Annotated in this window: 26 protein-coding genes and 4 pseudogenes; 9 read left to right on the top strand and 21 right to left on the bottom strand. The window is 40.4% G+C overall.

What is annotated here, in order from left to right; all coding sequences use genetic code 11:
* Nucleotide 1: 1 nt before the first annotated feature.
* From rbsC to ABFG93_RS07265, 8 genes are all read right to left on the bottom strand, one after another.
* Nucleotides 2-955 (bottom strand): ribose ABC transporter permease RbsC, encoded by a 954-nt coding sequence (rbsC, locus tag ABFG93_RS07230; RefSeq protein WP_347551877.1) that lies wholly within the window; start codon nucleotides 953-955, stop codon nucleotides 2-4.
* Nucleotides 948-2,438, bottom strand: a complete 1,491-nt coding sequence (locus tag ABFG93_RS07235) for a sugar ABC transporter ATP-binding protein (protein ID WP_347551879.1) — start codon at nucleotides 2,436-2,438, stop codon at nucleotides 948-950. The genes rbsC and ABFG93_RS07235 overlap by 8 nt, the downstream gene beginning before the upstream one ends.
* Before the next feature lie 14 nt (nucleotides 2,439-2,452).
* Entirely contained in the window at nucleotides 2,453-2,845 is a 393-nt protein-coding gene (rbsD, locus tag ABFG93_RS07240) for a D-ribose pyranase (protein ID WP_347551881.1), read from the bottom strand.
* A gap of 2 nt (nucleotides 2,846-2,847) precedes the next feature.
* Nucleotides 2,848-3,732, bottom strand: coding sequence for a ribokinase (gene rbsK, locus ABFG93_RS07245; RefSeq protein ID WP_347551883.1), 885 nt, complete (start codon nucleotides 3,730-3,732; stop codon nucleotides 2,848-2,850).
* Nucleotides 3,729-4,715 carry a LacI family DNA-binding transcriptional regulator gene (locus ABFG93_RS07250; RefSeq protein WP_347551885.1) on the bottom strand — a complete coding sequence of 329 codons (987 nt, stop codon included), beginning with the start codon at nucleotides 4,713-4,715 and terminating at the stop codon, nucleotides 3,729-3,731. Before ABFG93_RS07250 ends, rbsK begins: the two co-directional genes overlap by 4 nt.
* 81 nt (nucleotides 4,716-4,796) lie before the next feature.
* Nucleotides 4,797-5,624 (bottom strand): endonuclease VIII, encoded by an 828-nt coding sequence (gene nei, locus ABFG93_RS07255; protein ID WP_347551887.1) that lies wholly within the window; start codon nucleotides 5,622-5,624, stop codon nucleotides 4,797-4,799.
* 121 nt (nucleotides 5,625-5,745) lie between these two features.
* Nucleotides 5,746-7,218 carry a potassium/proton antiporter gene (locus tag ABFG93_RS07260; protein WP_347551889.1) on the bottom strand — a complete coding sequence of 491 codons (1,473 nt, stop codon included), beginning with the start codon at nucleotides 7,216-7,218 and terminating at the stop codon, nucleotides 5,746-5,748.
* A gap of 14 nt (nucleotides 7,219-7,232) precedes the next feature.
* The gene (locus ABFG93_RS07265; RefSeq protein WP_347551891.1) at nucleotides 7,233-7,790 is read right to left on the bottom strand and encodes a tyrosine-type recombinase/integrase; all 558 of its coding nucleotides are present in this window, start codon (nucleotides 7,788-7,790) and stop codon (nucleotides 7,233-7,235) included.
* A gap of 152 nt (nucleotides 7,791-7,942) precedes the next feature.
* Here ABFG93_RS07265 and ABFG93_RS07270 point away from each other — a divergent pair, with 152 nt between their 5' ends.
* Together ABFG93_RS07270 and ABFG93_RS07275 are read left to right on the top strand one after the other, a co-directional pair.
* A complete protein-coding gene (locus ABFG93_RS07270) occupies nucleotides 7,943-8,515 on the top strand; it encodes a thioredoxin family protein (RefSeq protein WP_347551893.1) in 573 nt (190 codons plus the stop codon).
* A gap of 201 nt (nucleotides 8,516-8,716) precedes the next feature.
* Entirely contained in the window at nucleotides 8,717-9,526 is an 810-nt protein-coding gene (locus ABFG93_RS07275; protein WP_347551895.1) for a ZIP family metal transporter, read from the top strand.
* A gap of 46 nt (nucleotides 9,527-9,572) precedes the next feature.
* On the opposite strand, the gene ABFG93_RS07280 is transcribed toward ABFG93_RS07275, so the two are convergent.
* From ABFG93_RS07280 to ABFG93_RS07300, 5 genes are all read right to left on the bottom strand, one after another.
* Nucleotides 9,573-9,968, bottom strand: a complete 396-nt coding sequence (locus ABFG93_RS07280; protein ID WP_347551897.1) for a VOC family protein — start codon at nucleotides 9,966-9,968, stop codon at nucleotides 9,573-9,575.
* A gap of 26 nt (nucleotides 9,969-9,994) precedes the next feature.
* Complete coding sequence (locus ABFG93_RS07285; protein ID WP_347551899.1) at nucleotides 9,995-10,357, bottom strand: hypothetical protein; 363 nt, start codon at nucleotides 10,355-10,357, stop codon at nucleotides 9,995-9,997.
* 137 nt (nucleotides 10,358-10,494) lie between these two features.
* On the bottom strand, nucleotides 10,495-12,066 hold the full coding sequence (locus tag ABFG93_RS07290; RefSeq protein ID WP_347551900.1) for a BCCT family transporter: 1,572 nt from the start codon (nucleotides 12,064-12,066) through the stop codon (nucleotides 10,495-10,497).
* A 221-nt stretch (nucleotides 12,067-12,287) separates the two neighbouring features.
* Nucleotides 12,288-12,518, bottom strand: coding sequence for a hypothetical protein (locus tag ABFG93_RS07295; RefSeq protein WP_347551902.1), 231 nt, complete (start codon nucleotides 12,516-12,518; stop codon nucleotides 12,288-12,290).
* Nucleotides 12,519-12,770: 252 nt separating this feature from the next.
* Nucleotides 12,771-13,190: an organic hydroperoxide resistance protein gene (locus tag ABFG93_RS07300; protein ID WP_347551904.1), complete on the bottom strand. Its 420-nt coding sequence runs from the start codon at nucleotides 13,188-13,190 to the stop codon at nucleotides 12,771-12,773.
* A gap of 215 nt (nucleotides 13,191-13,405) precedes the next feature.
* Between ABFG93_RS07300 and ABFG93_RS07305 the strand changes: the two genes are divergently transcribed.
* Nucleotides 13,406-13,927 (top strand): cysteine hydrolase family protein, encoded by a 522-nt coding sequence (locus ABFG93_RS07305; RefSeq protein WP_347551906.1) that lies wholly within the window; start codon nucleotides 13,406-13,408, stop codon nucleotides 13,925-13,927.
* A gap of 2 nt (nucleotides 13,928-13,929) precedes the next feature.
* On the opposite strand, the gene ABFG93_RS07310 is transcribed toward ABFG93_RS07305, so the two are convergent.
* Entirely contained in the window at nucleotides 13,930-14,607 is a 678-nt protein-coding gene (locus ABFG93_RS07310; protein ID WP_347551908.1) for an HAD family hydrolase, read from the bottom strand.
* Nucleotides 14,608-14,927: 320 nt separating this feature from the next.
* Here ABFG93_RS07310 and ABFG93_RS07315 point away from each other — a divergent pair, with 320 nt between their 5' ends.
* Nucleotides 14,928-15,734, top strand: coding sequence for a GNAT family N-acetyltransferase (locus ABFG93_RS07315; protein ID WP_347551910.1), 807 nt, complete (start codon nucleotides 14,928-14,930; stop codon nucleotides 15,732-15,734).
* Nucleotides 15,735-16,086: 352 nt separating this feature from the next.
* The gene (locus ABFG93_RS07320) at nucleotides 16,087-16,851 is read left to right on the top strand and encodes a FixH family protein (RefSeq protein ID WP_347551912.1); all 765 of its coding nucleotides are present in this window, start codon (nucleotides 16,087-16,089) and stop codon (nucleotides 16,849-16,851) included.
* A 67-nt stretch (nucleotides 16,852-16,918) separates the two neighbouring features.
* On the opposite strand, the gene ABFG93_RS07325 is transcribed toward ABFG93_RS07320, so the two are convergent.
* Both ABFG93_RS07325 and ABFG93_RS23055 read right to left on the bottom strand, forming a co-directional pair.
* The gene (locus tag ABFG93_RS07325; RefSeq protein WP_347551914.1) at nucleotides 16,919-18,196 is read right to left on the bottom strand and encodes an L-lactate MFS transporter; all 1,278 of its coding nucleotides are present in this window, start codon (nucleotides 18,194-18,196) and stop codon (nucleotides 16,919-16,921) included.
* Between the two features lie 315 nt (nucleotides 18,197-18,511).
* On the bottom strand, nucleotides 18,512-18,793 hold the full coding sequence (locus ABFG93_RS23055) for a LytR/AlgR family response regulator transcription factor (protein ID WP_431522061.1): 282 nt from the start codon (nucleotides 18,791-18,793) through the stop codon (nucleotides 18,512-18,514).
* On the opposite strand from ABFG93_RS23055, the pseudogene ABFG93_RS07330 reads away from it, so the two are divergent.
* The 3 pseudogenes from ABFG93_RS07330 to ABFG93_RS07340 all read left to right on the top strand — a co-directional run.
* A pseudogene (locus ABFG93_RS07330) lies at nucleotides 18,784-19,517 on the top strand (citrate/2-methylcitrate synthase); the annotation flags it as partial. The gene ABFG93_RS23055 and the pseudogene ABFG93_RS07330 sit on opposite strands and share 10 nt — an antisense overlap.
* A 1-nt stretch (nucleotide 19,518) precedes the next feature.
* A pseudogene (locus tag ABFG93_RS07335) lies at nucleotides 19,519-20,414 on the top strand (AMP-binding protein); the annotation flags it as partial.
* Between the two features lie 80 nt (nucleotides 20,415-20,494).
* Nucleotides 20,495-20,918, top strand: a pseudogene (locus tag ABFG93_RS07340) (nucleoside monophosphate kinase).
* Between the two features lie 106 nt (nucleotides 20,919-21,024).
* Here ABFG93_RS07340 and hemH read toward each other — a convergent pair.
* The 4 genes and pseudogenes from hemH to ABFG93_RS07360 all read right to left on the bottom strand — a co-directional run bounded on the left by hemH (nucleotide 21,025) and on the right by ABFG93_RS07360 (nucleotide 23,515).
* Complete coding sequence (gene hemH, locus ABFG93_RS07345) at nucleotides 21,025-21,990, bottom strand: ferrochelatase (RefSeq protein WP_347551916.1); 966 nt, start codon at nucleotides 21,988-21,990, stop codon at nucleotides 21,025-21,027.
* A gap of 516 nt (nucleotides 21,991-22,506) precedes the next feature.
* Nucleotides 22,507-22,857, bottom strand: coding sequence for a hypothetical protein (locus tag ABFG93_RS07350; protein ID WP_347551917.1), 351 nt, complete (start codon nucleotides 22,855-22,857; stop codon nucleotides 22,507-22,509).
* 183 nt (nucleotides 22,858-23,040) lie between these two features.
* Nucleotides 23,041-23,310: a hypothetical protein gene (locus ABFG93_RS07355; protein WP_347551919.1), complete on the bottom strand. Its 270-nt coding sequence runs from the start codon at nucleotides 23,308-23,310 to the stop codon at nucleotides 23,041-23,043.
* A 15-nt stretch (nucleotides 23,311-23,325) separates the two neighbouring features.
* Nucleotides 23,326-23,515: pseudogene (locus ABFG93_RS07360) on the bottom strand (helix-turn-helix transcriptional regulator).
* A gap of 168 nt (nucleotides 23,516-23,683) precedes the next feature.
* Here ABFG93_RS07360 and ABFG93_RS07365 point away from each other — a divergent pair.
* On the top strand, nucleotides 23,684-23,887 hold the full coding sequence (locus ABFG93_RS07365) for a hypothetical protein (protein ID WP_347551921.1): 204 nt from the start codon (nucleotides 23,684-23,686) through the stop codon (nucleotides 23,885-23,887).
* Nucleotides 23,888-24,077: 190 nt separating this feature from the next.
* Here the strand turns inward: ABFG93_RS07365 and ABFG93_RS07370 are convergent, their stop codons facing one another.
* Nucleotides 24,078-25,112, bottom strand: a complete 1,035-nt coding sequence (locus ABFG93_RS07370; RefSeq protein WP_347551922.1) for an MFS transporter — start codon at nucleotides 25,110-25,112, stop codon at nucleotides 24,078-24,080.
* Between the last annotated feature and the right edge of the window lie 341 nt (nucleotides 25,113-25,453).

Raw genomic sequence — 25,453 nt, forward strand, 5'->3', positions numbered from 1 at the left:
CCTAAGCTGCTTTTTTGCGGTCCATAAGTACAGCGATAATAATGACAATCCCTTTAACGACCATCTGGAAGAAAGAAGATACACCAAGCAGATTTAGGCCATTATTAAGTGTTCCAATAATCAAAGCACCAATTAATGTCCCAACGATTAACCCTCTTCCACCTGAAAGACTTGTCCCACCGAGAACTACTGCTGCAATTGCATCCAGTTCATAAGAAGTACCTGCTGTTGGTTGAGCCGAGTTCAAACGGGATGTTAGAATCGCTCCAGCTAGTGCAGATAAAAGACCTGCTAATGAGTAAATCATCACCTTGATACGGGAGACTTTAATTCCCGAAATTAATGCCGCTTTCTCATTACCTCCAATCGCATACGATTTTCGACCGAACGGTGTTTTGTGTAGAATTACCCAGAGCACACCGAAAGATAATAGCATTGTTACCGCTGGCACAGGAATTCCGAGAAAATATCCTCGACCAAACAGTTGAAACGCATAGCTGTCCCCAAGTCCGGTAATCGGATTACCCTCCGTGTAAACGAGCGTTAGTCCACGGAACAGAGTCATCGTTGCAAGTGTTGCAATAAATGGTGCCATATTTCCTTTGGTAATTAACAATCCATTGACCATCCCCATCAACGCACCAAGCAGACAGCCGATTAAAATAGCAAGAATAGGGTCAATACCTGATACCATCATGCCAGCCATTAACGCACTTGAGAGCGCAAGAATGGATCCAACCGATAAATCAATCCCGCCTGTCAAAATAACAAACGTCATTCCGTAGGCAATAAGGGCGTTGATCGCCACCTGTCTAAGCAGGTTTAATAGATTCAAAGGTTCTAAGAAACTTGGGTTTAATATGGACACAGTTACAATAAGAGCAAGTAATCCAAGCAATGGCCCGAGCTTCTGCATCACATTTCCAACGTGGTTCGTTTTTATCGTCTTATTCATTTTCGTGACCTCCGGTTGCCAGTGTCATTATTTTTTCTTGTGTAGCCTCATTTTTAGAGACTTCACCTGTCATTTTTCCTTCATGGAATACTAGAATACGATCGCTCATTCCGAGAACTTCAGGAAGCTCGGATGAGACCATAATAATCGCAACTCCTCGATCCGTCAGTTCATTCATCAAATGATAAATTTCTCGCTTCGCTCCAACATCAACTCCACGAGTCGGCTCATCTAGGATCAATACCTTTGGTCCGATACCAATCCACTTAGCAATCACAACTTTTTGTTGGTTTCCTCCGGATAAATTCCTCGCACTTGTTTTTGATGACTCTGTTTTAATCGTCAGTCTCTTAATTAATAAATCGACGAAATCCTGTTCACTTTTTTCATTGATGAGCCCATTTGGTGCAAAGCTGTAAAGACTCGGCAATGCGATATTGTCTCGTAAAGAAAAATCAAGCACGAGCCCTTCTTCTTTCCGATCTTCCGTAATAAATCCTAGCCCGAGCTTTACTGCCTGATTAGGATTTTTAATCGTAACCCGCTTCCCTTTAATGAGAATTTCCCCATCGTATTTCCCATCGAGTCCAAAAATCGTTCTCATAATTTCAGTTCGACCGGCGCCCATCAAGCCTGATACCCCTACAATTTCACCAGATCGCACAGAAAAGCTGACTTTCTCAAACACTCCTTTTCGTGCTAATCCTTTCACTTCTAACATTATCTCACCCGGCACTTGTAAACGTTCTGGAAATCGATCAGTTAAATCACGACCAACCATTTTACGAACGACTTCATCAAAGCTCGTGTTCGGTATCGACTTCGTGTCTACCGTTTTCCCATCACGCATAACAGTGATGCTGTCACAAATTGTAAAAATCTCCTCCATGCGATGAGAGATATAAACAATCGAGACACCGCTTTCTCGTAGTGATCGAATGACATTAAAAAGCATTTGAATTTCTCGTTCTGTCAGAGCTGCAGTTGGCTCATCCATAATGATTACTTTTGCATTTGTCATAAGCGCTTTCGCGATTTCAATCATTTGCTGCTGCCCAACCGAACATTTACCAGCTTCCTGCTGCAAAGGGATGGAGATTCCAAGTTTCTCAAACTGCTCTTTTGCGATCGCTTTCATTTTTTTCGTATTAATAAGACCAAAAGATGTAACCGGTTCCTTATTGATAAATAAATTTTCAAGGACTGTCAGTTCCGGCCAGATATTAAGCTCTTGATGAATAAAAGCCACACCATTTTCTTCTGCCTGCTTTGGATTGTCGAAAACCGTTTCTTTTCCATCAATCGTGATGGTTCCGCTATCCTTCTTGTGCAAGCCAGTTAGTATATTCATCAGTGTTGATTTACCGGCACCATTTTCCCCCATCAGGGCATGAACCTCACCGTCTTGTATGTCGATCGCGACCCCTTCAAGCACTTTGTTTGCGCCAAATGCTTTATGGATATTATGCATGCTGATTTGCATGTTTTTCACCTCTTTTAAAAGATTACACCTGCGTGAAGAATACAATTTGCGTACGGCGTTGTTTCTCCAGTTCGTATAATTACTTTTGCTAGTTTTGTTCGCTCTTTAAACACTTCATGTGGTACATATGCTTCTTCTACATCAGCTAAAAGTAGCTCCAGATCTTCTTTTACTTTCTTGTTTGAGTCGATTTCATCAGCCATGGTCACCCGTTCTACAACCATTTCTTTAAACAGTTCCCTCACAACATCAATGAAACTTGGGGTGCCGGGCTTTAAGGCTAGATCAATTTTCAAAACGCCATCTGGGACTGGCAAACCCACATCAGCGATAACAACCTGATCAGTATGACCAAGATCATCAAGAACTTTTGCAATATGACTATTTAAAATTCCGTTACGCTTCATTCTTAAGATGTCCTTTCTACTTCATCACGTGTCGGCATGCCACCCTGCGCTCCAAAACCAGTCACAGAAAGCGACGCAGCACGATTTGCAAACGTTAAGCTCTGTACAAGCTCTTTACCTTCAGCAATCGCTGTCCCGAATGCAGCATTAAATGTATCACCAGCACCAGTTGTATCAATGGCCACAACCTTAAAAGACGGAACAAGAACTTCCTTACTTCCATCAAAATAGCGTACGCCAGAAGCGCCTTCTGTAATAAATACCTTTCCTGGAAACTCTTGAAGTGCACCTTCCTTGGATTTACCTCCAAACAAAACAGCTGCTTCATGCTCATTTGGGGTAATATAAGCAGCATGGTTAATGATTTGCTGTGATATAGGACGAGCAGGAGCAGGATTTAATAAAAGCGGCACCTGAAGCTCATTACAAAGCAAAGCAGTATGTTCGACTGTTTCTTCAGGTATTTCCTGTTGAATCATAACAAGGTCACACTCGCTAATCAGTTGCTTTGCCCGATCCACGTAGGAAGGTGTTACATGATCGTTTGCACCTTTTACGACGACAATACTGTTGTCTCCTTCAGCAAGGATGATATGTGCCGTTCCGCTTTCCATATCTGTAACCGGTTCCACATAGTCTGTATGAACCCCATTTTGTGCAAAATTGGCAAGAATGGCTTTTCCGTAATGATCGTCACCAACACAGCCAATCATATAAACATCTGCTCCAAGACGTGACGCAGAAACAGCCTGATTGGCTCCCTTTCCACCTGGAACGGTTTTAAATGCTTTTCCAAGTACAGTTTCTCCTGCCCCCGGTCGTTTCTCTGAAGTAACAACCAGGTCCATTGAGGAGCTCCCGATCACGGCAATTTTTGCTTTTCTCATTTTTCATCAACCTTTCTAGTTGTATTTCGTTCAACCAGTGTGACTGGAAGTTGAATCGTTTGTTCTATTTCTTGTTCTTTTTTGATCATTCGGATTAAAAGCTTCGCTGCCTCCTGGCCCATTTCATAAGCAGGTTGCCTGATTGTTGAAAGGGATGGGTACGATAAGCTGCTTTGTGGTATATCATCAAAGCCAATAATTTGTACATCTTCTGGAATGTTTCTACCAAGACGAAGCGCTTCATGTAGAATAGCAATGGCGACAATGTCGTTACTTGAAATGACGCCGTCTGTATCTGGATATTTCGCAAATAATTCCTCTGCCCATTTCTTCGCATCTTCAAAAGCATAAGACGTTGTTGACAAAACAGAAAAATCTACAGCTGCTTGACTGAGCTCTGAGAGTGCTCCCTGAAAACGATCCTGCGCGGGCTGAACATGTGCAGGGCCCTTTATGAGCGTGATTTTAGTTGCCCCTCTCTCAACCAGCGCTTTAGCAGCAATTCTACCGCCATCTCTTCCGTCAGCAAAAACTGAAGGGTAGTTCTTTGGTGTCCGATCAAGAAAAACAACTGGTAAATCTAATTCCTTATAGTTGTCACTATCTGTATTGTTAGTAGCTGATATTATCCCAACAACTTGATTCTGTACAAAGGTTTGGATATAATCCAATTCTTTCGTCGCATCTTCATCACTATTTCCAAGTAAAAGGCGAAAACCTGATCGGTTTACTTCATCCTCTACACCCCGAGCAAGCTGAGGGAAGAATGGATTCGTAATATCTGGAAGTAACAGACCAATAAGGCGCGACTCTCGCTTATATAGTGATCGAGCCACTTCATTCGGACTGTAATTCAGATGTTTAATCGTTTCCATAACTCGCTTTCTCGTATCAGCCCCAACATAGCCGTTATCATTTAATACACGTGATACGGTAGCAACTGAAACACCTGCTTCTTTTGCTACATCTCTTATAGTAGCCATTTCCTTCCCTCCCTCGCTTTTTTATCATGTAACCGGTTACATATAATTTACCACACACTTGAATGCGTTTGCAATGTTTTGTTATTCAATTTTTTCCTGACAAGTTGGGCAGTAATAGAGCCTGCGTGAACCAGCTTTTACCTTTTGGATTTCCGTACCATCGATCCGACATGGCTCACCTTCCCGATTGAAAACCCAGTGTCGATATCCTTTTCTCGTTTGGCCTTTTTCCTTAAGCTGCTTTGCTAACTCAATATCGTTCGTAATACCATTGTGCTCATACGATCGCTTTACAAGCATCAGGGCTACTTCTGCTGCTTTGTTTAACTGGTCTTGTGAGCAATCAATCGGTCTTAAATCTGGATGAATGCCTGCTAAGAACAGGATCTCGCTTCGCAAATAGTTTCCAATTCCACCAATGAACGATTGATCAAGTAAAAGCGAAGTCCACTTTTTCCGGCGAAACGCTTTTGATTCAAATCTTTCCACTAACTCTTCTGCTGCCACTTCTTCTGTTAGAAGGTCTGGACCTACTTTTGCAATAAACGGATGAAGCGGGACTTCCTCATCTCTCAATACTTCAATATCTGATGCACTATATAAAAGCGCTGACTTCTTCTCATTGTGTAATGCTAATCGCAGCTGCCGGTTTGTTTTCGGATATTTGTAGGCATTCCTGATCATCCATTTCCCGTAAAGCTGGTTATGAGAATAAATAGTATAGCCATTATCAAACCGAATGAGCATGGCTTTTCCTTTTGTATCCACTCTAACTACATTAGCTCCCCTAAGAATTGACTCATATCCTTTTAGCTCATTAAAAGCGAAGAACACGTCCATAACGCTCCCTTGAGTTAACGCCTTCTCTACTTGATCTGCTGCTTTTCTTATTTCAGGACCCTCTGGCATGACACATTACCTTCTTTCTAATCAATAGATGCTGTCAAAATTCCCTTAACTCTGCCTTCTTAAACGAATGAGAAGGCAGCACAGGTCACCTTCTCAAAAAATCTTTTTATTTTCTTAGGGTTTAACCACCAATGGTTTTGCGTATACCAAGTACTTTTTCTAATTCTGATTTTTTCTGATTTTCAACAAGAATGTACAATACATCATTCACTTTGATTTTTGTATCACCTGATGGTGCGATTAGCTGATCCTTACGAATAATGGCACTTACGAGTACTTTGTCAGGAAACGATATATCTGACAATTCTTTTCCCAGTAGCTTTGATGAAGACGTGATCGCGTAAGGAATCATTTCTGCGTTAACCGTTGTTGAAGATACGAGTTCTAGTGAATGTGATGGAATATGAACTTCTGGCCCTGTTAAGCTAAGACGCTTGGCTAGATATGGAATTGTAGCACCCTGGAATAATGCCGATGTCAGGACGATGAAAAAGATTAGATTAAAAAACAGCTGGCTATTTTCGAGTCCTTCTAGAAGGGGAAAAGTTGCAAGAACAATAGGAACTGCGCCACGAAGACCTGCCCAAGAAAGAAATACCTTTTCTTTTATCGTAAATTTAAACGGAATGGTTGAAATCAATACCGCAAATGGTCTGGCTATTAAAATAAGAAAAAGTGATAGCGCAAGCCCTTTTAGAACAATCCATGTAGAAAATAGCTCTGAAGGAAAAACAAGTAAACCAAGCATAATAAACATCAGGATCTGCATCATCCACGCAATTCCATCATGGAAACGAAAAATGGTTTGGCCATATGGAAGGCTTTTGGTATTCCCAAGAACTAGTGCTGCTGCATATACAGCAAGCAAACCACTCGCATTTACAAGATCACTGATACTAAAAGTAATCAGAGCAATAGCAATTGAGAATACGGGATACAATCCGCTCGATCCGAGCTCAATGCTTTTCATAGCCCAAGAAGCCGCATAACCAAAGATAATACCGAGTAAAAGTCCTGCTCCCATTTGCCAGAAGAATGTCAGAAACATTGAAGCACCAAACGTTTCCGCGCCAATCGCAAGCTGTAGTAATGATAGAGTCAGAAACATCGCCATTGGATCATTAGAACCCGATTCAGCTTCAAGCGTGGATTCAAGTTTTCTTTTAATGTTTTTACCTTTTAGGACAGCGAACACGGCAGCCGCATCTGTAGACCCTACGATCGCTCCAAGAAGAAGGGCTTCATTCCAATTCACATCAAGAAGCATCTTGGCTACGACGCCAAATAATCCTGTGGTAATGAGAACACCAAAGGTTGCGAGAGAGAGAGAGACAGGAAGAACGGTTTTCATTTTCTTCCATTCGGTTTGCAAACCACCATCGAATAAAATAAGTACAAGTGCAAGTATTCCAAGTGACTGAGTCAAAGAAGCATTGTCAAAGTAAATAAATCCAAACCCATCACTTCCAAACAACATTCCAACAATAATAAAGAGAACAAGTGCTGGAACACCAAGGCGTGAAGAAAACTTCGCCATCACCACGCCACCAATTAAAAATAACGCACTAAATAAAATAACTGTATTTGTTTCCATCTATCTTGCCCCTTCTATAAATTCACATCGATTCTTAATTTCGGAATTTGATCAGGTTTAATGCCAATGTATTTAAGTGTTTCACTACGAGTAGCATGTCCATAAATTTTTTGAATCAGCGAAACCGCAACTCCCTGTTGAAACGCGTGATAACCAAACGTTTTTCTTAAACTATGAAAGCTAACGGGTTGGTCCAATTGCGCTTCTTCTGCAGCGTTTGCCACAATACGATGAACCTGTTGACGGGTAATTGGACGCAATGGACTTTTTTTCGTATGAAATAAAAAAAAGTCAGGGCTGTAGGAATAATTTGCCATATATAAATTCAGGGCTAACTTCACACCTGAATTAAGGTAAATATAAGTCGTTTCCGTGATAGCAGGATCAAGATACTCTTTAAGCTTCCCATCTTCCAATACATCAGCAAACGTTAGGTTCAAGAGAGGGGATAACCTCATGCCGGTATTCACACTGAACATCAAAAGCAAATAATCCCGCTTTGACCTGCTAAGCAGTGTGTCCTTCAATTTATTAATGTTACTCAAACTATGTATTGGTCCAACATAATTCATCTCTCTCCCCCTTCACGTGACTCAATTATATCATTGATAAGGATATGTCACTAACTTCATGCTTTAACTTAGTAAATGCAGCTTTATTAAAAAGGAATATCGACCTTTTCGTAGTATAATAATAGATAACGAAACGATTAAGGAGGGGTTCCATGAATCTAACAGATTGGTTCGAACAGGGAATTTCTAAACATGGGTATATTCATACTATGGACGAGCACCGTGACGACTTACTTACGATTTACAACCACTTCAAACTCGAACCATCCGATATTGACTTTTTACATTCACTCCAATTAGAACGTCTTCGTGCTTTAGTGTTAACTGCTGATTGGTGTGGTGATGCTATGGTGAACCTCCCTATATTTATGAGAATGACTGATGAAGCCATCATCGAAACGAAGTTTTTTATTAGAGATAACAACCTCGAACTGATGGATCAGTATCTTACAAATGGTTCGGCAAGATCCATCCCGATCATCATTATAATTGATCAAAATGGAAATGAAATTGGTAAATGGGGACCACGGGCACCCGAAGTTCAAGCGTACGTTGACAGTGCGAAGCAAAACCTTCCACCTAAAGGAGAGCCTGATTTCAAGAGTGCGTTTCTATCATTTATACACGAAACAACAGAACGATTTACGACAGATACCGACATGTGGACTCATATTAAGGCTGACATGTTAGAGATGATTAAACGTTCCATTTCTGTAGCAAAGTAAGATGGATCTATTGATGGGATATACCTTAAAAACGCCCGGCTTATGCCGGGCTCTTATTATGCCCTTTTTTGATAAAGTCACAAGCCTGTCTATTGACAGTCGAACACAGTCGATTTACACTTGTTTGTATAGAATTTTTCCTTAAGGCAAAAAACGTGATGATAGGAAATATAGAGTGTGATAAAGAAGGAGAGGTTTCTGATGACGGATTGGTTTATTGAATTAAGCCCTGTAATACAGGCACTAATATTTACATTGTTTACTTGGGGGGCAACTGCGCTTGGCGCTTCCTTCGTATTCTTTACGAAAAGCGTTAATCAGAAGCTATTTGATGGCATGCTCGCTTTTGCCGGAGGGGTTATGATTGCGGCCAGCTTCTGGTCACTGCTAAGTCCTGGTATTGAAATGGCTGAACAACAGGGTGTGCCCGGGTACATTCCAGCCGTTGTTGGTTTTCTACTTGGCGGCGTTTTTCTTATGCTTGTCGATCGTATTCTTCCTCATATCAATGAGGATTTGTATTTCAAAGACATTAAAGATAAGAAAGCAAAGCACAGAACGGCTATGCTGGTGTTCTCTATCACCATGCACAACATCCCTGAAGGCCTGGCAATCGGAGTTGCGTTCGGTGCCCTTGCAGCTGAATTTTCATCTGCTTCACTTGCAGGTGCCATTGCGCTCGCAATCGGAATTGGGATTCAGAACATTCCTGAAGGAACAGCAGTGTCAGTCCCACTTCGAAGAGATGGGATGTCACGACGTAAGAGCTTTTACTACGGCCAGCTATCCGGGATGGTAGAACCTCTGTCTGCAGTAGTTGGTGCTTTAGCGGTTATATTCATTCAACCACTTCTTCCATATGCGCTAAGTTTTGCGGCGGGTGCGATGATCTTTGTAGTTGCTAAGGAAGTTATTCCAGGATCTCAAGAAAAGGGAAATGTCCAAACCGCGACTATGTCCTTAATGATCGGATTTTCCGTGATGATGGTTCTTGATGTTGCATTAGGATAAATACGGAAGGCAAGTAAACCACTAGCGGTTTACTCGCCTTCTCTTATTATGGAACAGGGTTAATGTTACAAACACTTAACCAGTTTCCATCGGGATCCTGAAAACCGAAGCCCCCCTGCTTGCCTGCTTCTATAGGTAAAGAACCAACTTCTACCCCCTGCTCACTCAAATACGCGTGATAATCATGGAGATTTCTTGTATAGAAATCGATCACACTATGCGTCACCTTTGTTTTTTCGTTATAAAAAGAGAGGGGTGTATGCTCTTCCACCTCAACCAGATAAAGCGTCGGCTCCCCTTTAGAAGAAAGTGACAGCATAGCAGTCCCAGAAGATTCATCATGGTGAATGAGGCTCAACTGAAGAGTTTCCGTGTACCAATAAACAGATCTCTGTAAATTGGTAACCGGAATTTCAATCGTTGCTATTTTACTAATATGCATAGTAATACCTCCTCGTAAAATTACGATTAAAGAATATAAAACGCATAGCGATAGATTCCATAATATAGTGGAATAAGCATGACAACGGAAAACACAATCGTTGTTGCCTTCACAGCCACTTCACTTAGCTCTTCAATTTTCTCATCACTTTGATCGAAATATATCACAAATAATAGATCCCACAATATGCCGACAAAAAAGATGATCTTCCACAGGATCGCCACACCAATTGAGAGACCTGTTACGTATCCGAACAATCCTGTCCAGGTTGTTGCGGTGACGATAAAATCTATCTTCATTGAGACAGTCTTATATTTCCCTTTTAATAGAAAGCCAATGGCTGGCGCTCCCAGCAAACCGAGGTAAGCAATCCACAAGACATCCGACATTTCACATACCTCTTTCTTATCTGTCTGTTATGTACTAGTTTACAAGATATGAGACATGAAAGAACAATATATACACATTATCCAAACAAACGGACACCAGCTTAGGACGTCCATTTGCACATTAAGAACACGAATGTTTAATTAGTTTTCTTCTTAGCAGCTTTCTCTGTCAGTTTACTAACCAGTTTCCGTTCCTTTTTTACTTCATACTCTTTAAATTCCTGACGAACTGATTTAAACAAATTAATACACATAACAATTAATATAACTGTAAAAGGCAAAGCTGCGACAAGTGAAGCCGTTTGCAAGCCCTGTAGACCACTACTAATAATTAACACAGCAGAGATGGCTGCAATCAGGGTACCCCATACAAGCTTTGAGAAAAGAGATGGATTTAAACTTCCATTTGACGTCATCATTCCGAGTACAAATGTAGCGGAGTCTGCTGAAGTAACCAGGAATATGCAAATAAGGAAAATAGATAACGTCGATAGAATCGCTGTTAATGGGAATTGCTCAAGCGTCACAAATAGTGCGCTTGTTACATCATTGTTAACGGCGTCAGCAATCGACGTACCCTGAAATAAATCTAGATGGAATGCAGCTCCTCCAAATACGGCAATCCATACCATCGCAATAAATGGTGGAATAATAAGAACACCGAAGATCATTTCACGAATAGAACGTCCTCTAGAAACTCTTGCTACAAATGCGCCAATAAATGGAGACCAGGCAATAACCCATGCCCAATAGAAAACCGTCCATTCTTTGACCCATGTTCCTCCCTGATATGGTGTCATATAGAAACTCATTTCTATAAATTTCTGAATATAGCCACCGACAGCAAGTGTAAAACTCTCAAGGATAAACACTGTTGGTCCAAGGAAAAGAACAAACAGCATTAGGGCAAGAGCTAGAGCAAGATTCAGATTACTTAAGTATTTGATCCCTTTATTTAATCCTGTCGTTGACGATACCATGTACAGAATAAATAAGACCGCTGTGATCGCAATTTGAATCCAAGCATTCTGAGGCAGACCATACATATAATTAAGGCCGCCATTGATTTGCAAGATACCAAAACCGAGAGATGTTGCAACGCCCATTACGGTCGCAATAACAGCAAGAATATTAATAATCGTTTTCCATGGTACTTTCTTATTATGACTCGTTTTCGTAGAAATTGTTTCGCTAATCAAGCTTCTGCGATCTTTCCGATATTGGAAATAAGCCATCACAAGACCGACAACGGTAAATACCGACCACTGATGAACACCCCAGTGGAAAAATGAATACCGCATTGCAAGCTTTGCTGCCTGCTCTGTTTCTCCTTCAACGCCAAACCCTGCTGGAGGATTAGCGAAATGTGTCATCGGCTCTGCGACACCCCAGAAGACAAGACCTACTCCAAAGCCTGCGCTAAAGAGCATCCCAATCCATGTAAAAAATGGGTATTCCGGCTTCTCTCCATCTTTCCCAAGACGGATTTTACCGTATTTACTAATAGCAAGATAAAAACAAAAGAGAACGAAAAAGATAACGGCCAGTAGATAAAACCAACCAAACGCATTAGTCGTAAATGAATAAACCGAATTTGCGACAGCAGCAAACGATTTTGGGACGACCGCTCCCCAGATAACAAGTAACAAAATAATAACAGCTGAAACCCAAAAAACCGGATTCTTACCCTTAGCTTTATTTTCTTTCATGAATCTCTCCTTTCCGACCGGAAATAATGTCTTTCCCCTCATTTACCGATCGTCATTTACTAGAATTGTTCGTATGTCTAGTACCCTCCTTCACCAATAATTAACCTATATTTCCCTTTAGTTTATAAAGCCAATAAAAAATCGACTTTTTATAGCCGATTTCAGAAATTATTGTATACCTTTCTTTACTAAAAAGCGCTGCCCCTTCTCTCCTTGCTCGCTCATACCTGCAAGTGAATGTTTTGTTTAGGAGCAGGTCGAGATCCCTTTAGTGTCGGATCACCGAATTCCATAGATTCAAGAATTTGCTCTTCTGAGAAGCCAGTCATCTGTGATAGCTGTCGAATGTCTATCTTCTTCTTTGACATGCTCTTGGAATTCTGAACGGCCGCCTGTGTCTGATAATTCACTACTGAGTAGCGGTGTGTTAAAGTTCCTACAGAATGCCTCAAAACTTCGTTCCCCTTTCCATTAAAAATTGCCTTAACTTCTGGAGGAAGCAGGATTATGGTTTGAATACCCGACCTTCTATAAACTAAACTGGATATTAGGTTTGGAAAACTTCGCTATTTCTAAATTCATTGGTACAACAGCGATACAATGTTGTCAATCCATTAAAGATAGTACAAATGGTTTGGTTAATCAGCGTTCGAAATAAACTGCACCAAAAAAATCGTACCGGCGTCCGGTACGATTTCATTCTATTATACAGCTTTTGCAGTAATTTCTACGTCAATATTACCTCTTGTTGCTTTTGAGTAAGGACATACTTTATGAGCTTCCTCAGCTAGCATATCTGCGTCTTCTTGACTAACACCATTGATTTCAACTGTAAGAGTTACACCAATTTTGAAGCCATTATCAGCTTCATCTTTCAAAAAGCTAACATCCGCAGTTGTTTTAGAATTTATTTCTTTTTTCTTCTTGGATGCTACAAGGTTTAATGCACCATCATAGCAAGCAGAGTATGCAGCAGCAAATAGCTGTTCCGGATTCGAACCTGTTTCATCAGAGTCGTCAGTTGGCATCACAAGATTAAAATCGATTAAACCATCTGAAGATTTTACCGTACCCTTACGTCCACCTTCTGCAGTTGCTTGTGAAGTAAATAAAACGTTACTCATTAAATATCAGCTCCTTATTATTTGCATACAACTGCAATGTACCCTGTTTAACACCAGTATTAAACATGACATACTCATATTTATTATCCTAGAGCTTACTCCGGTGTAGGGATCAGCTCCATGGAAAATCTGAGATAAAGTGGTTGATTCTTTTTCTATAAGCATATAATCTAACCAAAAGAGAACGCATGTTCCATATTCGGAGGGGGATCTACATGGCTAATTCAGCTTTACTCATGATAGATGTGCAGAATGGAATGTTTCAAAGAGGGCGAGCCGTGTATAACGATGCTAGGCTGCTTTATAATTTCAAAAAGATTATAGCTTCTGCAAAGTCAGAGCAAATGCCTGTTTTTTACATTCAACACGAAGCAAAACACCTTGAGCCGAACAGCCCAGCCTGGCAGCTTCATCCTTTTTTACAGGTCGAGAATGATGACGAAATCATTCATAAAACAACACCCGATGCTTTCTATAATACAAACCTTGAAGATAAATTACGTGCAAAAGACATCCAGCATCTCTATCTCTCTGGTATTCAAACTGAAGTATGTGTGGATACTACATGCCGCTGCGCTTATAGTAAAGGGTTTCAAACTCACTTGATTCAAGATGCCCATAGTACTTGGAACTCTCCGTCATTTTCTACTCCAGACATCATTGCGCATCACAATCACACGCTGCAATGGTTTACAAACACAATATTAACTGACTTCTTTGTGGAAAGACTTCGCTAAAGTCAATTTTTCGTAGTCTGCGGTGTCCATTCATTTATGACTTGTACGATCTCTAGCAATTCATTTACCGTAGCGCCAGCACCAACCGCTTCGCCATACTCATTCTTCTTCCATATTGTTCTTAAGCCTGCACCCTTTGCACCAGATATATCGTTTTCTGGATGATCTCCCACATAGACGGCTTCATGAGCTGAAATGTTCAGACGCTCTAATGCCCGGTCAAAGATAACAGGGTCTGGTTTTTTAATGCCCTCCTGCTCTGAAATAAGTAAGACATCGAATAACTTCTCAATTCCAAGAGAACGAATGTTATTTAATTGAAATTCAGTCCGTCCATTTGAAATTAATCCAAGAGCATATCCTTTCTCTTGAAACCCTTCTAACATTTCTCTCATGCCTTTAAAAGAAATGCAATGCGATTGAAAGTTTTTTATGTAATCATCAAGTAAGTCTTTTGAGGAGATGTCCAGCGCAAACTCCTCCACAAGTTGCTCATACACCTTATCCTTCCATGTGTATCCATTGTTATCAAGATCGATGAAACGCTCACAGTAATGCGCTTCTTCTAGGTCCCTCCTCTCAGAAAATTTTCTTTTAAATTGATCATGAATGAAACTTTCAACAGATGCTTCCCTATTTAACAGTGTTCCATCAAGGTCATATAGGATGGCTTTTATCATGGCTTTCAGTCCTCCTTTTCATGATCTATTCTAGTTCTCCTCAGCTATTCCCTGTTATTTCAAAAAGACTATCTGAACCCAGATCATTTAAAGTGTATCTGCTCCTGAATTGAGCGATATATACCAGGAGATTGAGTATTTCCTTAGAAATAGTCAGATTCAGTTCTCTTTCCCATGACCCCTTCCTAACTTCCTGATGACCTACATTCCTGAGGTGGGAGTTACTGTCCCTTAAGGGAGGACAGATCATCAGAATCCTTCCGCTTTTTTTACAACTACTGTAAAATAGATTGGTAGAGTAATGAAAAGGGGGAACTAGCTTGATTAGACGCCTAACAGATTCCGATCACAAACAGTGTCTTTCCTTATTAACGCCTTACGCAGCAGAAAATCTGTTTATCCTGGGTGACATAGAAGCCTTTGGGTATGATCAGCCTTTTCAGAAGCTATGGGGTGATTTCTCATCAAATAATGTTTTACGTGCCGTTCTTTTAAAATACGAAAAGAACTACATCCCTTACGCTTCTGGAGAATTTGATGCAGAGGGGTTTGCTCATATCATTTCGGAAGACACGGAGTTCTCAATGATGTCTGGTCTCGAGCGGGTAACTCGTCAAATACAACCATACATTTCACACCCCTGCCGTTCAAGTCGGGAATTATTTTATGCTAAATGTGATAGCGTAGAACACCTTGCTCTCGATAATCTGCATGAGGTTAAAGTGGCTGCTTCTCTGGACCTTGATTCTATTCACACCTTGCATCAAAGTATTGATGAGTTTGAATCAGGTGAAACAGTGGAAGAGAAGCGACGCAATTTAGAAAAAGGTGTTGCGAGAACGTATTTTATTGAGCAGGACGGTAAGCCGGTCTCAGCCGCTTCCACAGCAGCTGAGAATTCTAAATCAGCCATGGTTGTGGGAGTATGTACATTACCGGGGTATAAACGGCATGGATATGCATCTCAATGTACAAGCAAGCTCTGTTATGATGTGCTTTCTGAAGGCAAAGAGCTTTGTCTTTTCTACGATAATCCTGATGCCGGAAATATTTATAAACGAATCGGATTTCGGGACATCGAGAAATGGATGATGTTTTCTTTTGAAACACTATCTGTAAACGTCTGAGAAAGCAGTCCTTATAAAGGACTGCTTTTCTATTAGTAGAATTTCTGTCCTAATGTCCAAGATCGATAGATTAGTTTACTAAAGTAATGTGAATCTAGATTACTAATTCCAGAGTTTCTTTATTTATACCCCACTAGAATCACCCACCCTTCTCTGCTCATTCTCACAAGAATGAGTAGGTCCAAGAATCATTCTACTAACTTGTCAACAAGTAGTCACATGTGCCTTGCTTTATCTATTGAGAAACACCTTCTACTTTCTTAGTATAAAAGATGAAGAATTCATGTTTGTCGGTTCAGTGATCCGGCTATACTTGAATTTCAGAGATAAGCTTTGAAAGGAAGTATTAATTATGAAGAAAATAGGTTCATGGATTTCAATAGTTAGTGTAGCAGTGGTTCTTGCCGCATGTGGACAGGAAAATGTAAATAATTCGGAGAATGATACTACTGGTGAAGAAACAGTTGAAACGCTTGATGTTACACTGGATACTCCTGAAACGGCTGATGCGGGTGAAGCTCTTACTTTTACGGCAACAGTCACACAGGGTGATGAAAAGGTAAACGATGCTGAAGAAGTCATGTTTGAAGTTTGGGAAGAAGGCGCTAAAGACGATAGCGAAATGATTGAAGCTTCAAATGACGGAGAAGGTGTTTACTCGATCAAGAAAACATTTGAATCAGGTGGAACGTACTTCGTTCAATCTCACGTTACTGCTCGCAACCTACACACAATGCCTAAAAACGAAATAGCTATTACTGCAGAAGATAAAGCAACTGGAGAAGAAGATAGTGGACAGGAACACGCTCACGCACATGAAAGTGACGTCTCCATTCATCTCATGAAACCAGATGAAATTAAAACAAATGAGGACATCAATTTAATGGTACATCTTCAAAAAGGTGACGCAGCACTTACAGGCGCGGCTGTTCGCTTTGAGATCTCAAAAGAAGGTGAAGAAAAAGCTGAGTGGGTTGATACCAAAGAAATGAAGGATGGCGAATATGAAGGCACCACTTCGTTTGGTGAAGATGGAGATTATTCCGTGACCATCCATGTAGAGAATGACGAAGGCCTTCACGAGCATACAGAAAAAAAAGTAATCGTTACAGAATAAGTCAAATGCCCGATCTCGACTGAGATCGGGCATTGCTTATGAAAGTCTTAGTTTTTTAAATTTGTTTTCAGTGTGAAAGTTTCCCTAATCGATTATAAACATTTGTTTCTCTTTGTTTTTTACCATTGTTAATATCCCTACGCAGTAAGATAGAAATAACTAGAGCGATACTAATCAATATCGTGAAAACGTAAAATACCGGAATGTAACTATCGGTTCTTTCTTTAATCTGAGCTACTAATATTGGTCCAAACACACCACCTAAAGACCAGGTGGTCAAAAGATAACCGTGAATTGCACCAAGTTGTTTCGTTCCAAATAAATCTCCTATAAACGCAGGAAGATTTGAGAACCCTCCACCATAACAACTAACAACGAGTAAAATAAACATCTGGAACAATAAAGCATTTGTCGTAAGAGGAAGAGAAACAAAAGCTACAATTTGGATGATAAAGAAGATCAAGAAGACAGCTGGTCGACCAATATAATCAGATGCTGCTGCCCATCCAAGCCTTCCCCCACCATTGAATATCCCCATTATTCCTACCATAGTAGCTGCAGTAGCTGCCGACAACCCAACCACTTCCTGTGCCATAGGAGAAGCTACAGAAATAATCATTATTCCCGCACTAGTGTTGATTAGCATCATCGTCCACAGCATCCAGAACCGCTTTGTTTTAACTGCTTCTCTAGCAGTTAATTGAGCTAAATCTTTTTTTAATTCTCTTTTTCCAGATGATAAATCTTTTTTCATGCCCTCTGGCATCCATCCCTCTTCTGGAGGGGCAATATAAGAAGCTCCAAGCACCATCAGAAGAAAATAGCTTGCACCTAATATGTAAAATGTCATTGTGATACCGATCGATTCGATAAAACTGGCTGCAACTGGAGCAGTAATAAGGGCACCTGTACCGAAACCGAGCACTGCCATACCTGTCGCTAAACCTCTACGGTCAGGGAACCACTTTATAAGTGTAGATACTGGTGAAATATATCCGATCCCTAAACCAAGCCCACTTAGCAATCCATATGTAGCCAGGAATAGCGGTAGTGAATCGATCGCAACAGCCAATCCAGAACCAGCTTGTCCTAAACCAAATAAAACTGCTGCAACGATTGCCGACTTTTTGGGACCATTTCTTTCAACGAATTTCCCGAAAATAGCTGCTGAAGATCCTGCAAGCGCCATCATAATCGTAAATGCTAAAGTTACATCTGTCAGTGACCAGCCCATGGATTCAACTAAAGGTTTTTTATAAACACTGTAAGCGTATGCAGCACCAATAGATAGATGAATAGAAATGGCAGATAAAGCAATTAACCACCTGTTTTTAGTTGTTTTCATGTAACTCCTCCTTTTAAAAATCTAGAATATAAAACTGACTTTTTAAAACATGACTCTATTATTTGCATTGAGGAAATAAAATGTCAAACTATTTCAAAAAATGAAAGTTCATAAAATTTTGTAGGAGAATTCAACTAGTAGTAGATATGAAACCTTGAATCGGTATGTCGAACTGGGATTTAATTCTGATCATTTACCTGGTTTCGCCATATTAAAGTTTTGGCAAATCATAAGTATCTACTATTTTTGCAAGGGCTTTTCCTTAAAAATGGAAAGAAAGAATTTGCTTTCTCTTTCTATTAGATACAAATTTTATTAAAATCCAAGAATCCTGCGAACAGACTGAATGTAAGAGTGGCTGACTGTAAGAGATGAATCATCAGAACTTTTCAACGAAATTATTAAATTGGATGCCATGTCCCGCGAAATATCCTTAATATGAGAAATATTAACAATAAAGGAACGGTGAATTCTGATAAAGCTGTCAGGCAGACGCCTTTCAAGCGCTTTTAGTGTATAGATGGTACTGAAGTCTCCTTCCTCGGTATAAAATAGTGTTTTCTTTTGACTGCTTTCAATCAGTGGACCAATTAGCATCTTTTAAAATGGAATTAAATGAAAACGCTTCAATTTCTCAGGAAATCATTTCGTTACTTAAATCCTTCCCCTTCATTTGAGTCATCCAATGGCAGTTTTAAGAACCTGTGTTTCAACCCTCGATTTATATGACATAGAATTAGATCGCCAGGACAAAAAAAGCAATTTACAAAAAGCAGTCAAGATCTAGGCGAAATTCCAGGGCGAATAGAAGAAGAAGCTTTTAACAAAGCGCTTGTTCTGCACGCCGACCATGAACTAAATGCTTCTACTTTCACAGCCCGTGTGTGTGTTGCAACTTTATCGGACATTTATTCAGGTATCTCCGCTGCTATTGGAGCATTAAAAGGACCACTTCACGGAGGGGCAAATGAACAGGTTATGAAAATGCTCCAGGAAATAGACGAGGTTAAGCAAGTGAGTCCATATTTACAGCAGGCATTTGCGAATAAAGAGAAAATCATGGGCTTTGGCCATCGGGTATACAAAGAAGGAGAACCGAGGGCGAAGCATTTGCGCGAAATGTCAAAACAGTTAGCCGAAAGATCAGGAGAGAAAAAGTGTTACGAAATGTCTGTACTGATCGAGGACAGAAGAAAAAGGTTTATTACCAAATGTTGATTTCTACTCAGCTTCTGAATATCACTACCTCGGTATTCCAAAGCAGCTATTCACACCGATTTTTTCAATTAGCCGTGTCGCAGGCTGGAATGCCCATATTCTTTGATCGTGAAGATGGTATGATCCTTCATTATACTTCTGGCTCAACTGGGAAGCCAAAAGGTGTTCTACATGTGCATAACGCGATGATTCAGCACTATCAAACTGCCAAATGGGTCCTTGACTTAAAGGAAGACGATATTTACTGGTGTACAGCGGACCCCGGCCGGGTAACGGGAACTTCCTATGGCATTTTTGCCCCCTGGCTTGTCGGAGTGTCAAACGTTATTCGAGGAGGACGCTTTAGCCCTGACGACTGGTACAAGACGATAGAAGATTACAGAGTTTCAGTATGGTATAGTGCCCCTACCGCTTTCAGAATGCTAATGGCAGCAGGAGATGAGATCATTAATAATTATGATCATTCTTCATTAAGACATGTATTGAGCGTTGGTGAACCTTTAAATCCTGAAGTTATCCGCTGGGGCATGAATTCCCTTAACTTAAGAATTCACGATAACTGGTGGATGACAGAAAGTGATGAATGGTATGTATCGGGTGATTCAGCTTACAAGGATAAAGACGGTTATTTCTGGTTCCAGGGCCGTGTCGATGATGTAATCATGACGTCAGGTGAACGCGTTGGGCCATTTGAAGTGGAAAGTAAGCTTGTTGAACATCCTGCAGTTGCAGAAGCAGGAGTGATCGGAAAGCCAGATCCAGTACGGGGGGAGATTATAAAGGCGTTCATCTCGTTAAGACAAGGATACGTAGTAAGTAATGATCTTCAGGAAGAAATCCGCACGTTTGTAAAAAAAGGACTGGCAGCTCACGCAGCACCAAGAGAGATTGAGTTTAGAGAGAAACTCCCAAAAACAAGAAGCGGTAAAATAATGAGACGAGTGTTAAAGGCATGGGAGCTAGACCTCCAACAGGGGACCTATCAACTATGGAAGAATAAACACCATGCTAGTAACTACCTCATCTATAAACGGACTTCAAGAGAGGCAAATAAAAAAAGGGAAGAAAGGGAGCGATGATTTGAACATTATTCTAATGGGGTTGCCTGGGACAGGAAAAGGGACGCAGGCAGAAAAAATGATTGAACAGTTTGGTGTGACGCATATTTCAACGGGGGATATGCTACGGCAAGAATTAAAAGCAGGAACTCCTCTCGGAAAAAAAGCGAAGGAAAAGATTGATGGCGGTGAATTAGTTTCTGACGATGTTATCATTAGCATGATTATGTAGCCACTGTAACGGCGAAGTCATACAACGAAAGGATGATAAAGAGAAAACAGTTCGAAATCGAATTGAAGTAAACCAAGAAGAGCAAAGCCCACTGGTGGATTATTATGAACAAAAAAGAATATTGAGTAAAGTGGACGGTTCAGAGACGATCGAAAGCGTATTTGAGACAATAAAGGGGATTTTACAGTCAAGAGAACCTCAGCATATTTCCTGAAGTACCTATATTAAATATATTAATGAAGGTTTTCAATCAATATTAATCTCACGCAGATAGTTAAAGTCAGGTGAACTCTCAGCTAGTTCACCTGACTTTTTTCATTCTATACTATATTACTGCTTTCTTCTATATTTTGCTTTACATTCAATCCTTTTAGGACGACTGTTGAGAGCACGTCAATAAATTCATCCTGCGCATTAGGCATTTCCGGACGATAATAATTTGCTCCGATCTCATCTGTCACAACTTTACATTCGTAATCGTTATCGAATAGCACTTCGAGGTGATCGGCTACGAAACCAACAGGAGCATAAACAAATGAGGTAAAGCCCTGTTTTTCGTAAAGATCTCTTGTTAAGTCCTGCACATCTGGACCAATCCATGGGTCAGGTGTATTTCCTTCACTCTGCCAGCCGATTGCAACATTCTTAACTTCAGCTTCTTCTACAATAAGATCTGCAGTTTCTTTTAATTGGTCAGGATATGGGTCACCATTAGCGATGATTTTTTCAGGCAAGCTGTGTGCAGATACAATTAGCACTGCCTTTTCATGCTCGTCAGCATTCATACCTTCAAAAATGGCTTTAATACGCTTCGACCAGTACGAAATAAATTTTGGCTCATCATACCAGCTTTCTACCGAGTGAATCACTGGGCCGCCGATTTTCTCAGCTTCCTGTTTTGCACGCTTATTATAGGACTTGATGCTGAACGTAGAGAAGTGAGGGGCAAGTACGATGCTAACCGCTTCTTCAATGCCATCATTGTGCATTTTTTGAACCGCATCTTCTACGAAAGGTTCAATATGCTTCAACCCAATATATAGTTTGAACTCAATCTCATCCTGAACCTCGTTCAAACGAGCTTCAAGTCCCTTTGCTTGATCCTCTGTAATTTTTGCAAGTGGTGAGATGCCGCCGATTGCTTTATAACGTTCTTGAAGATCTGTCAGCTGCTCTTCAGAAGGCTTACGTCCTCGTCGGATATGTGTATAATAGCGCTCAATATCCTCTTCTTTATAAGGCGTGCCATATGCCATCACTAATAGTCCCATTTTTTTCTTACCCATGAATGTGTTCCCCTCTCATACGGTGTTTAATTACATCGATTGTCTTTTCACCCCGTCCTTAAGGGAAAGTAAAACCCCCACCTTAGGAACGTAGGTTATCGAGACGTTTTGGTAGGGGCAGCTCCCCCCTTTAGGTCCGGTTAGTTCAACTAACCATCAGAGAGGGGGAAGAAAGCCTCCCTCTCTGATGGAAGTTTCACTTTATAATCATTATTATCTAATTGTCAGTATACCCTTTTTTCCCCTTGAAACAAAGGATTTACTCTATTGAAATCGTAACATTTTGTGTCATTTATATTGAACAAACCTTTATGTATCACGCTACTCTCAATGCGCTTCCTTACACAGTATAGCGAACATTTCGCTTTCTGTCTTTCTAGTTTCTACTTCTTTTCAAGCCTCTCCCACTAAGGCTACTTTCATACTGCGTTACAGGGGACAGGCACGTGCTTGTCCCCCATCCCCACAAAAAAAGTTGCGCTAACCAAGTTTGCGCAACTTTTCTCTTATTCACTTTTACTTCTCCATTGCTCCATTATGTTTCGAAACAATTTCACGAAGATCTGTATCATCGTTTTCATCTGTTTTGAAAGCTAGAAGATAGCGAAACTCTCTGTCACCCTGTTCGGAAGGATCAGCATTCTCCTCTTGCTTGCCTGTTGGGGTCTGATTCGCGAAGAACAAATCATTATTTGCACCGGCTGGTGTTGCTGTCCCTTGACCTGGATAAGGAATATCAAGATTAAGCTTTTGATCCTCCGGGATATGTTCAACTGATAAATAATTTACAGAGTAAGTTTGCAAATCAGTTTTTGCGCTTTCTGCATCATTCTCTGTTGTAAAATAAGCTTGTAATGTTTTACTCACTGTTATCCAACTCCTTTTCAATGATCTCACATAAGAGGTTTTCCCGATTCGCTCACGCTCTAACCATCAAAAAGAAAATTAGTACCGTTTTGCAGTCACAACCATCGAAACAAAAACTGTACTGATCATGAGTGCTGCGATTATATTCAGCATCGTGATAGCACTGATATCGATCACCTCGAATTAAAGCAGCGGAATAAATACGATAATATACCCAAGCATGAAAAAGTAAGAATAGAACATTCCTTTCTCTCGAATCATTCTGCTCCGTTCATCCTTCATTTTAAATTGCGGAAAAAGATAGCTTAAACAAAACGACATGACAGCCATAGCAAACATCATATAGCCCGCTGGTATAGGAGCTTCTCTTAGAAAAAATGCCGGTATAACGTGTAAGATGCTCATTAACAAAAAGAAAATCCCAAATCCAATATACGTTTTGTTGACTCCCACAATTACTCCCCCAGGTCAATCCAAATAAAATATCTCTTCCACTATCGTTTCAAATAACTTAGCGATTTCAAGCGAATGGTAGCGAGGGGTTGTATTTTCCCTTTTCTATCGAAATCATAGTCTGCCTCGATACGCCCAGTACTTCCGCAAGCCTATCTTGAGAATAACCACGTCTTTTCTCTTCTCTCGCAGTGCATTTTGCAATCCAATAACACCCTACCGCTTTCTATTCCACTTTATTGTAAGGGTTGACCCCATCTACAACTTTAATAAACCTCCATTTTGAGGTGTGGGTTTAACTGCCCCTTATGGGGGATAAAATCAGCCTTCACGCACAGACTAACTGTGCGTAAGAGGATAAGGAGGCCAGAACATGAATCACTACAAGTTAAACCGTAAAAATGATCCAAGCCTGAAATTGACCAATGCATCTTACAATGGAAACGTAAACGTTGACGAAAAAATAAACGAAGCATTTTACTCAGATCAACAAAAGAATGACTCTACACCTACAGGCTACCTTGGAAATGACACAGCTGCAATTGATGTTACCGGCAACAAAGATGAGGACCGCTAAACAACAAACACGGCATTCGCAATTAACGCGAAAGCCGTATTTCAATCCTATTCAAATGCGCGATAATGCTTCATCATATACAAAGCTGAAACAAGAAGGAATATTCCCGATAACATGAATACAAACTCAAGGCTCACTGTCTCTGCAAGATAGCCATATAAAAGCGAACCCACACCAAACGTAATTGAGATCAAAGCACTCTGAGCGCTAAACACTTCCGGAAGCGATGCTTTTGAACATTTTTTTGAATAAACGTTATCATGACAAGGGATTTTGTCTGCTCCACAATACCTGACAGCACCGTTAGCAGAAGAATGGCTATAACTGGTACACTGTTAAGACCAAATATGAAAGTGATGACGCTGACAGCGAGCGTCGAGAAAAAAAGAATAACCTTCATATTCTTTTCAAATAGCTCTGTGTTACGAGAGACAACGACGCCTCCTATAATTAAACCAATAAACAGGCTAGCATTCAGATAACCCCACCATGCTTCAGACTTCTGAAGGATTTCATTCACAAACAGATAGAGAATGGCCGCTATCCAAACCACATTAGCAATCGCTTCAAGAAAAATCATGGCATGAACTGTTCTTAGAACTGGTTGATTCCAGATTGTTCGCCATCCTTCAAACATTGGAATTCTACTTTGCTTTTTCGAATTCATTTCGTTTTTTATCATCGCCATCATCACCGAGGAGATCGCGTACACCACAAATGTTATCCAGATCACCGATGATCCTGAACTAGCAGAAACGAGAATACCTCCTGCTGCCCAACCACCGAAATGGATCGTCTGGTCCAATACTGAAACAAAACTATTCGCTTTCGCTAGCTCTGATTCCTCTACAAGCACTGGTAGCATCGCATTTCTTGCGGGAGCTGCCCATCCATCTAGAAAAGCAATCATAAAGACAACGCTTAACGTTACTGAGATCGGAACACTGAATTGCGATAAAAAGCTCCCGAGAACTCCAAGCAACAGGGTTTTACCACCCTGAGATCGAACTAAAATGCCTTTCAATGAAAAATAATTCAGTACAACCGGCGCACACATACCACTTATAAAGCGTGCGATCGTAATGGTTAAAGGTAATAATGACAAATAAATTGCAGATCCAGTTGCCTGATAAAGCACAGCAATCAGCGCGACTATATACAGAACGTCTCCTATGTTCGCAAAAGCTTGCCCAAGCAATAGGAAACGATAAGAACGATACCTCATAATACCTACCCCTTTTTATTGTTCTTTCAAAGTACAAAAGGGTAGATGTTTACATTAGGGGCTATCACTACTATTCCTTCATTGATTGACACAGACTATTTTACAATCAGCATTCGGGTTAGAGGGTAGCTATTATGAGGGAATCATAATTTAGTTATTAAGTAAGAAATGGCTATATTTTATCAAAATGGCTTTTTCCCATCCTATTTTATCATACAAAATTGCGAGTTCATTAATATTTCACAAAAATCAGATTTGTTTTTCTTCTTCGCATAGTGCAAACTTAAAGAGTAGACTGAAGCGTTTAGGGAAATAAGTACTAATTCGATGACAATTGTCAG

Origin of the sequence: Pseudalkalibacillus hwajinpoensis (genome assembly GCF_039851965.1) — a bacterium.
Classification (GTDB): Bacteria; Bacillota; Bacilli; order Bacillales; family Guptibacillaceae; genus Guptibacillus; species Guptibacillus hwajinpoensis_E.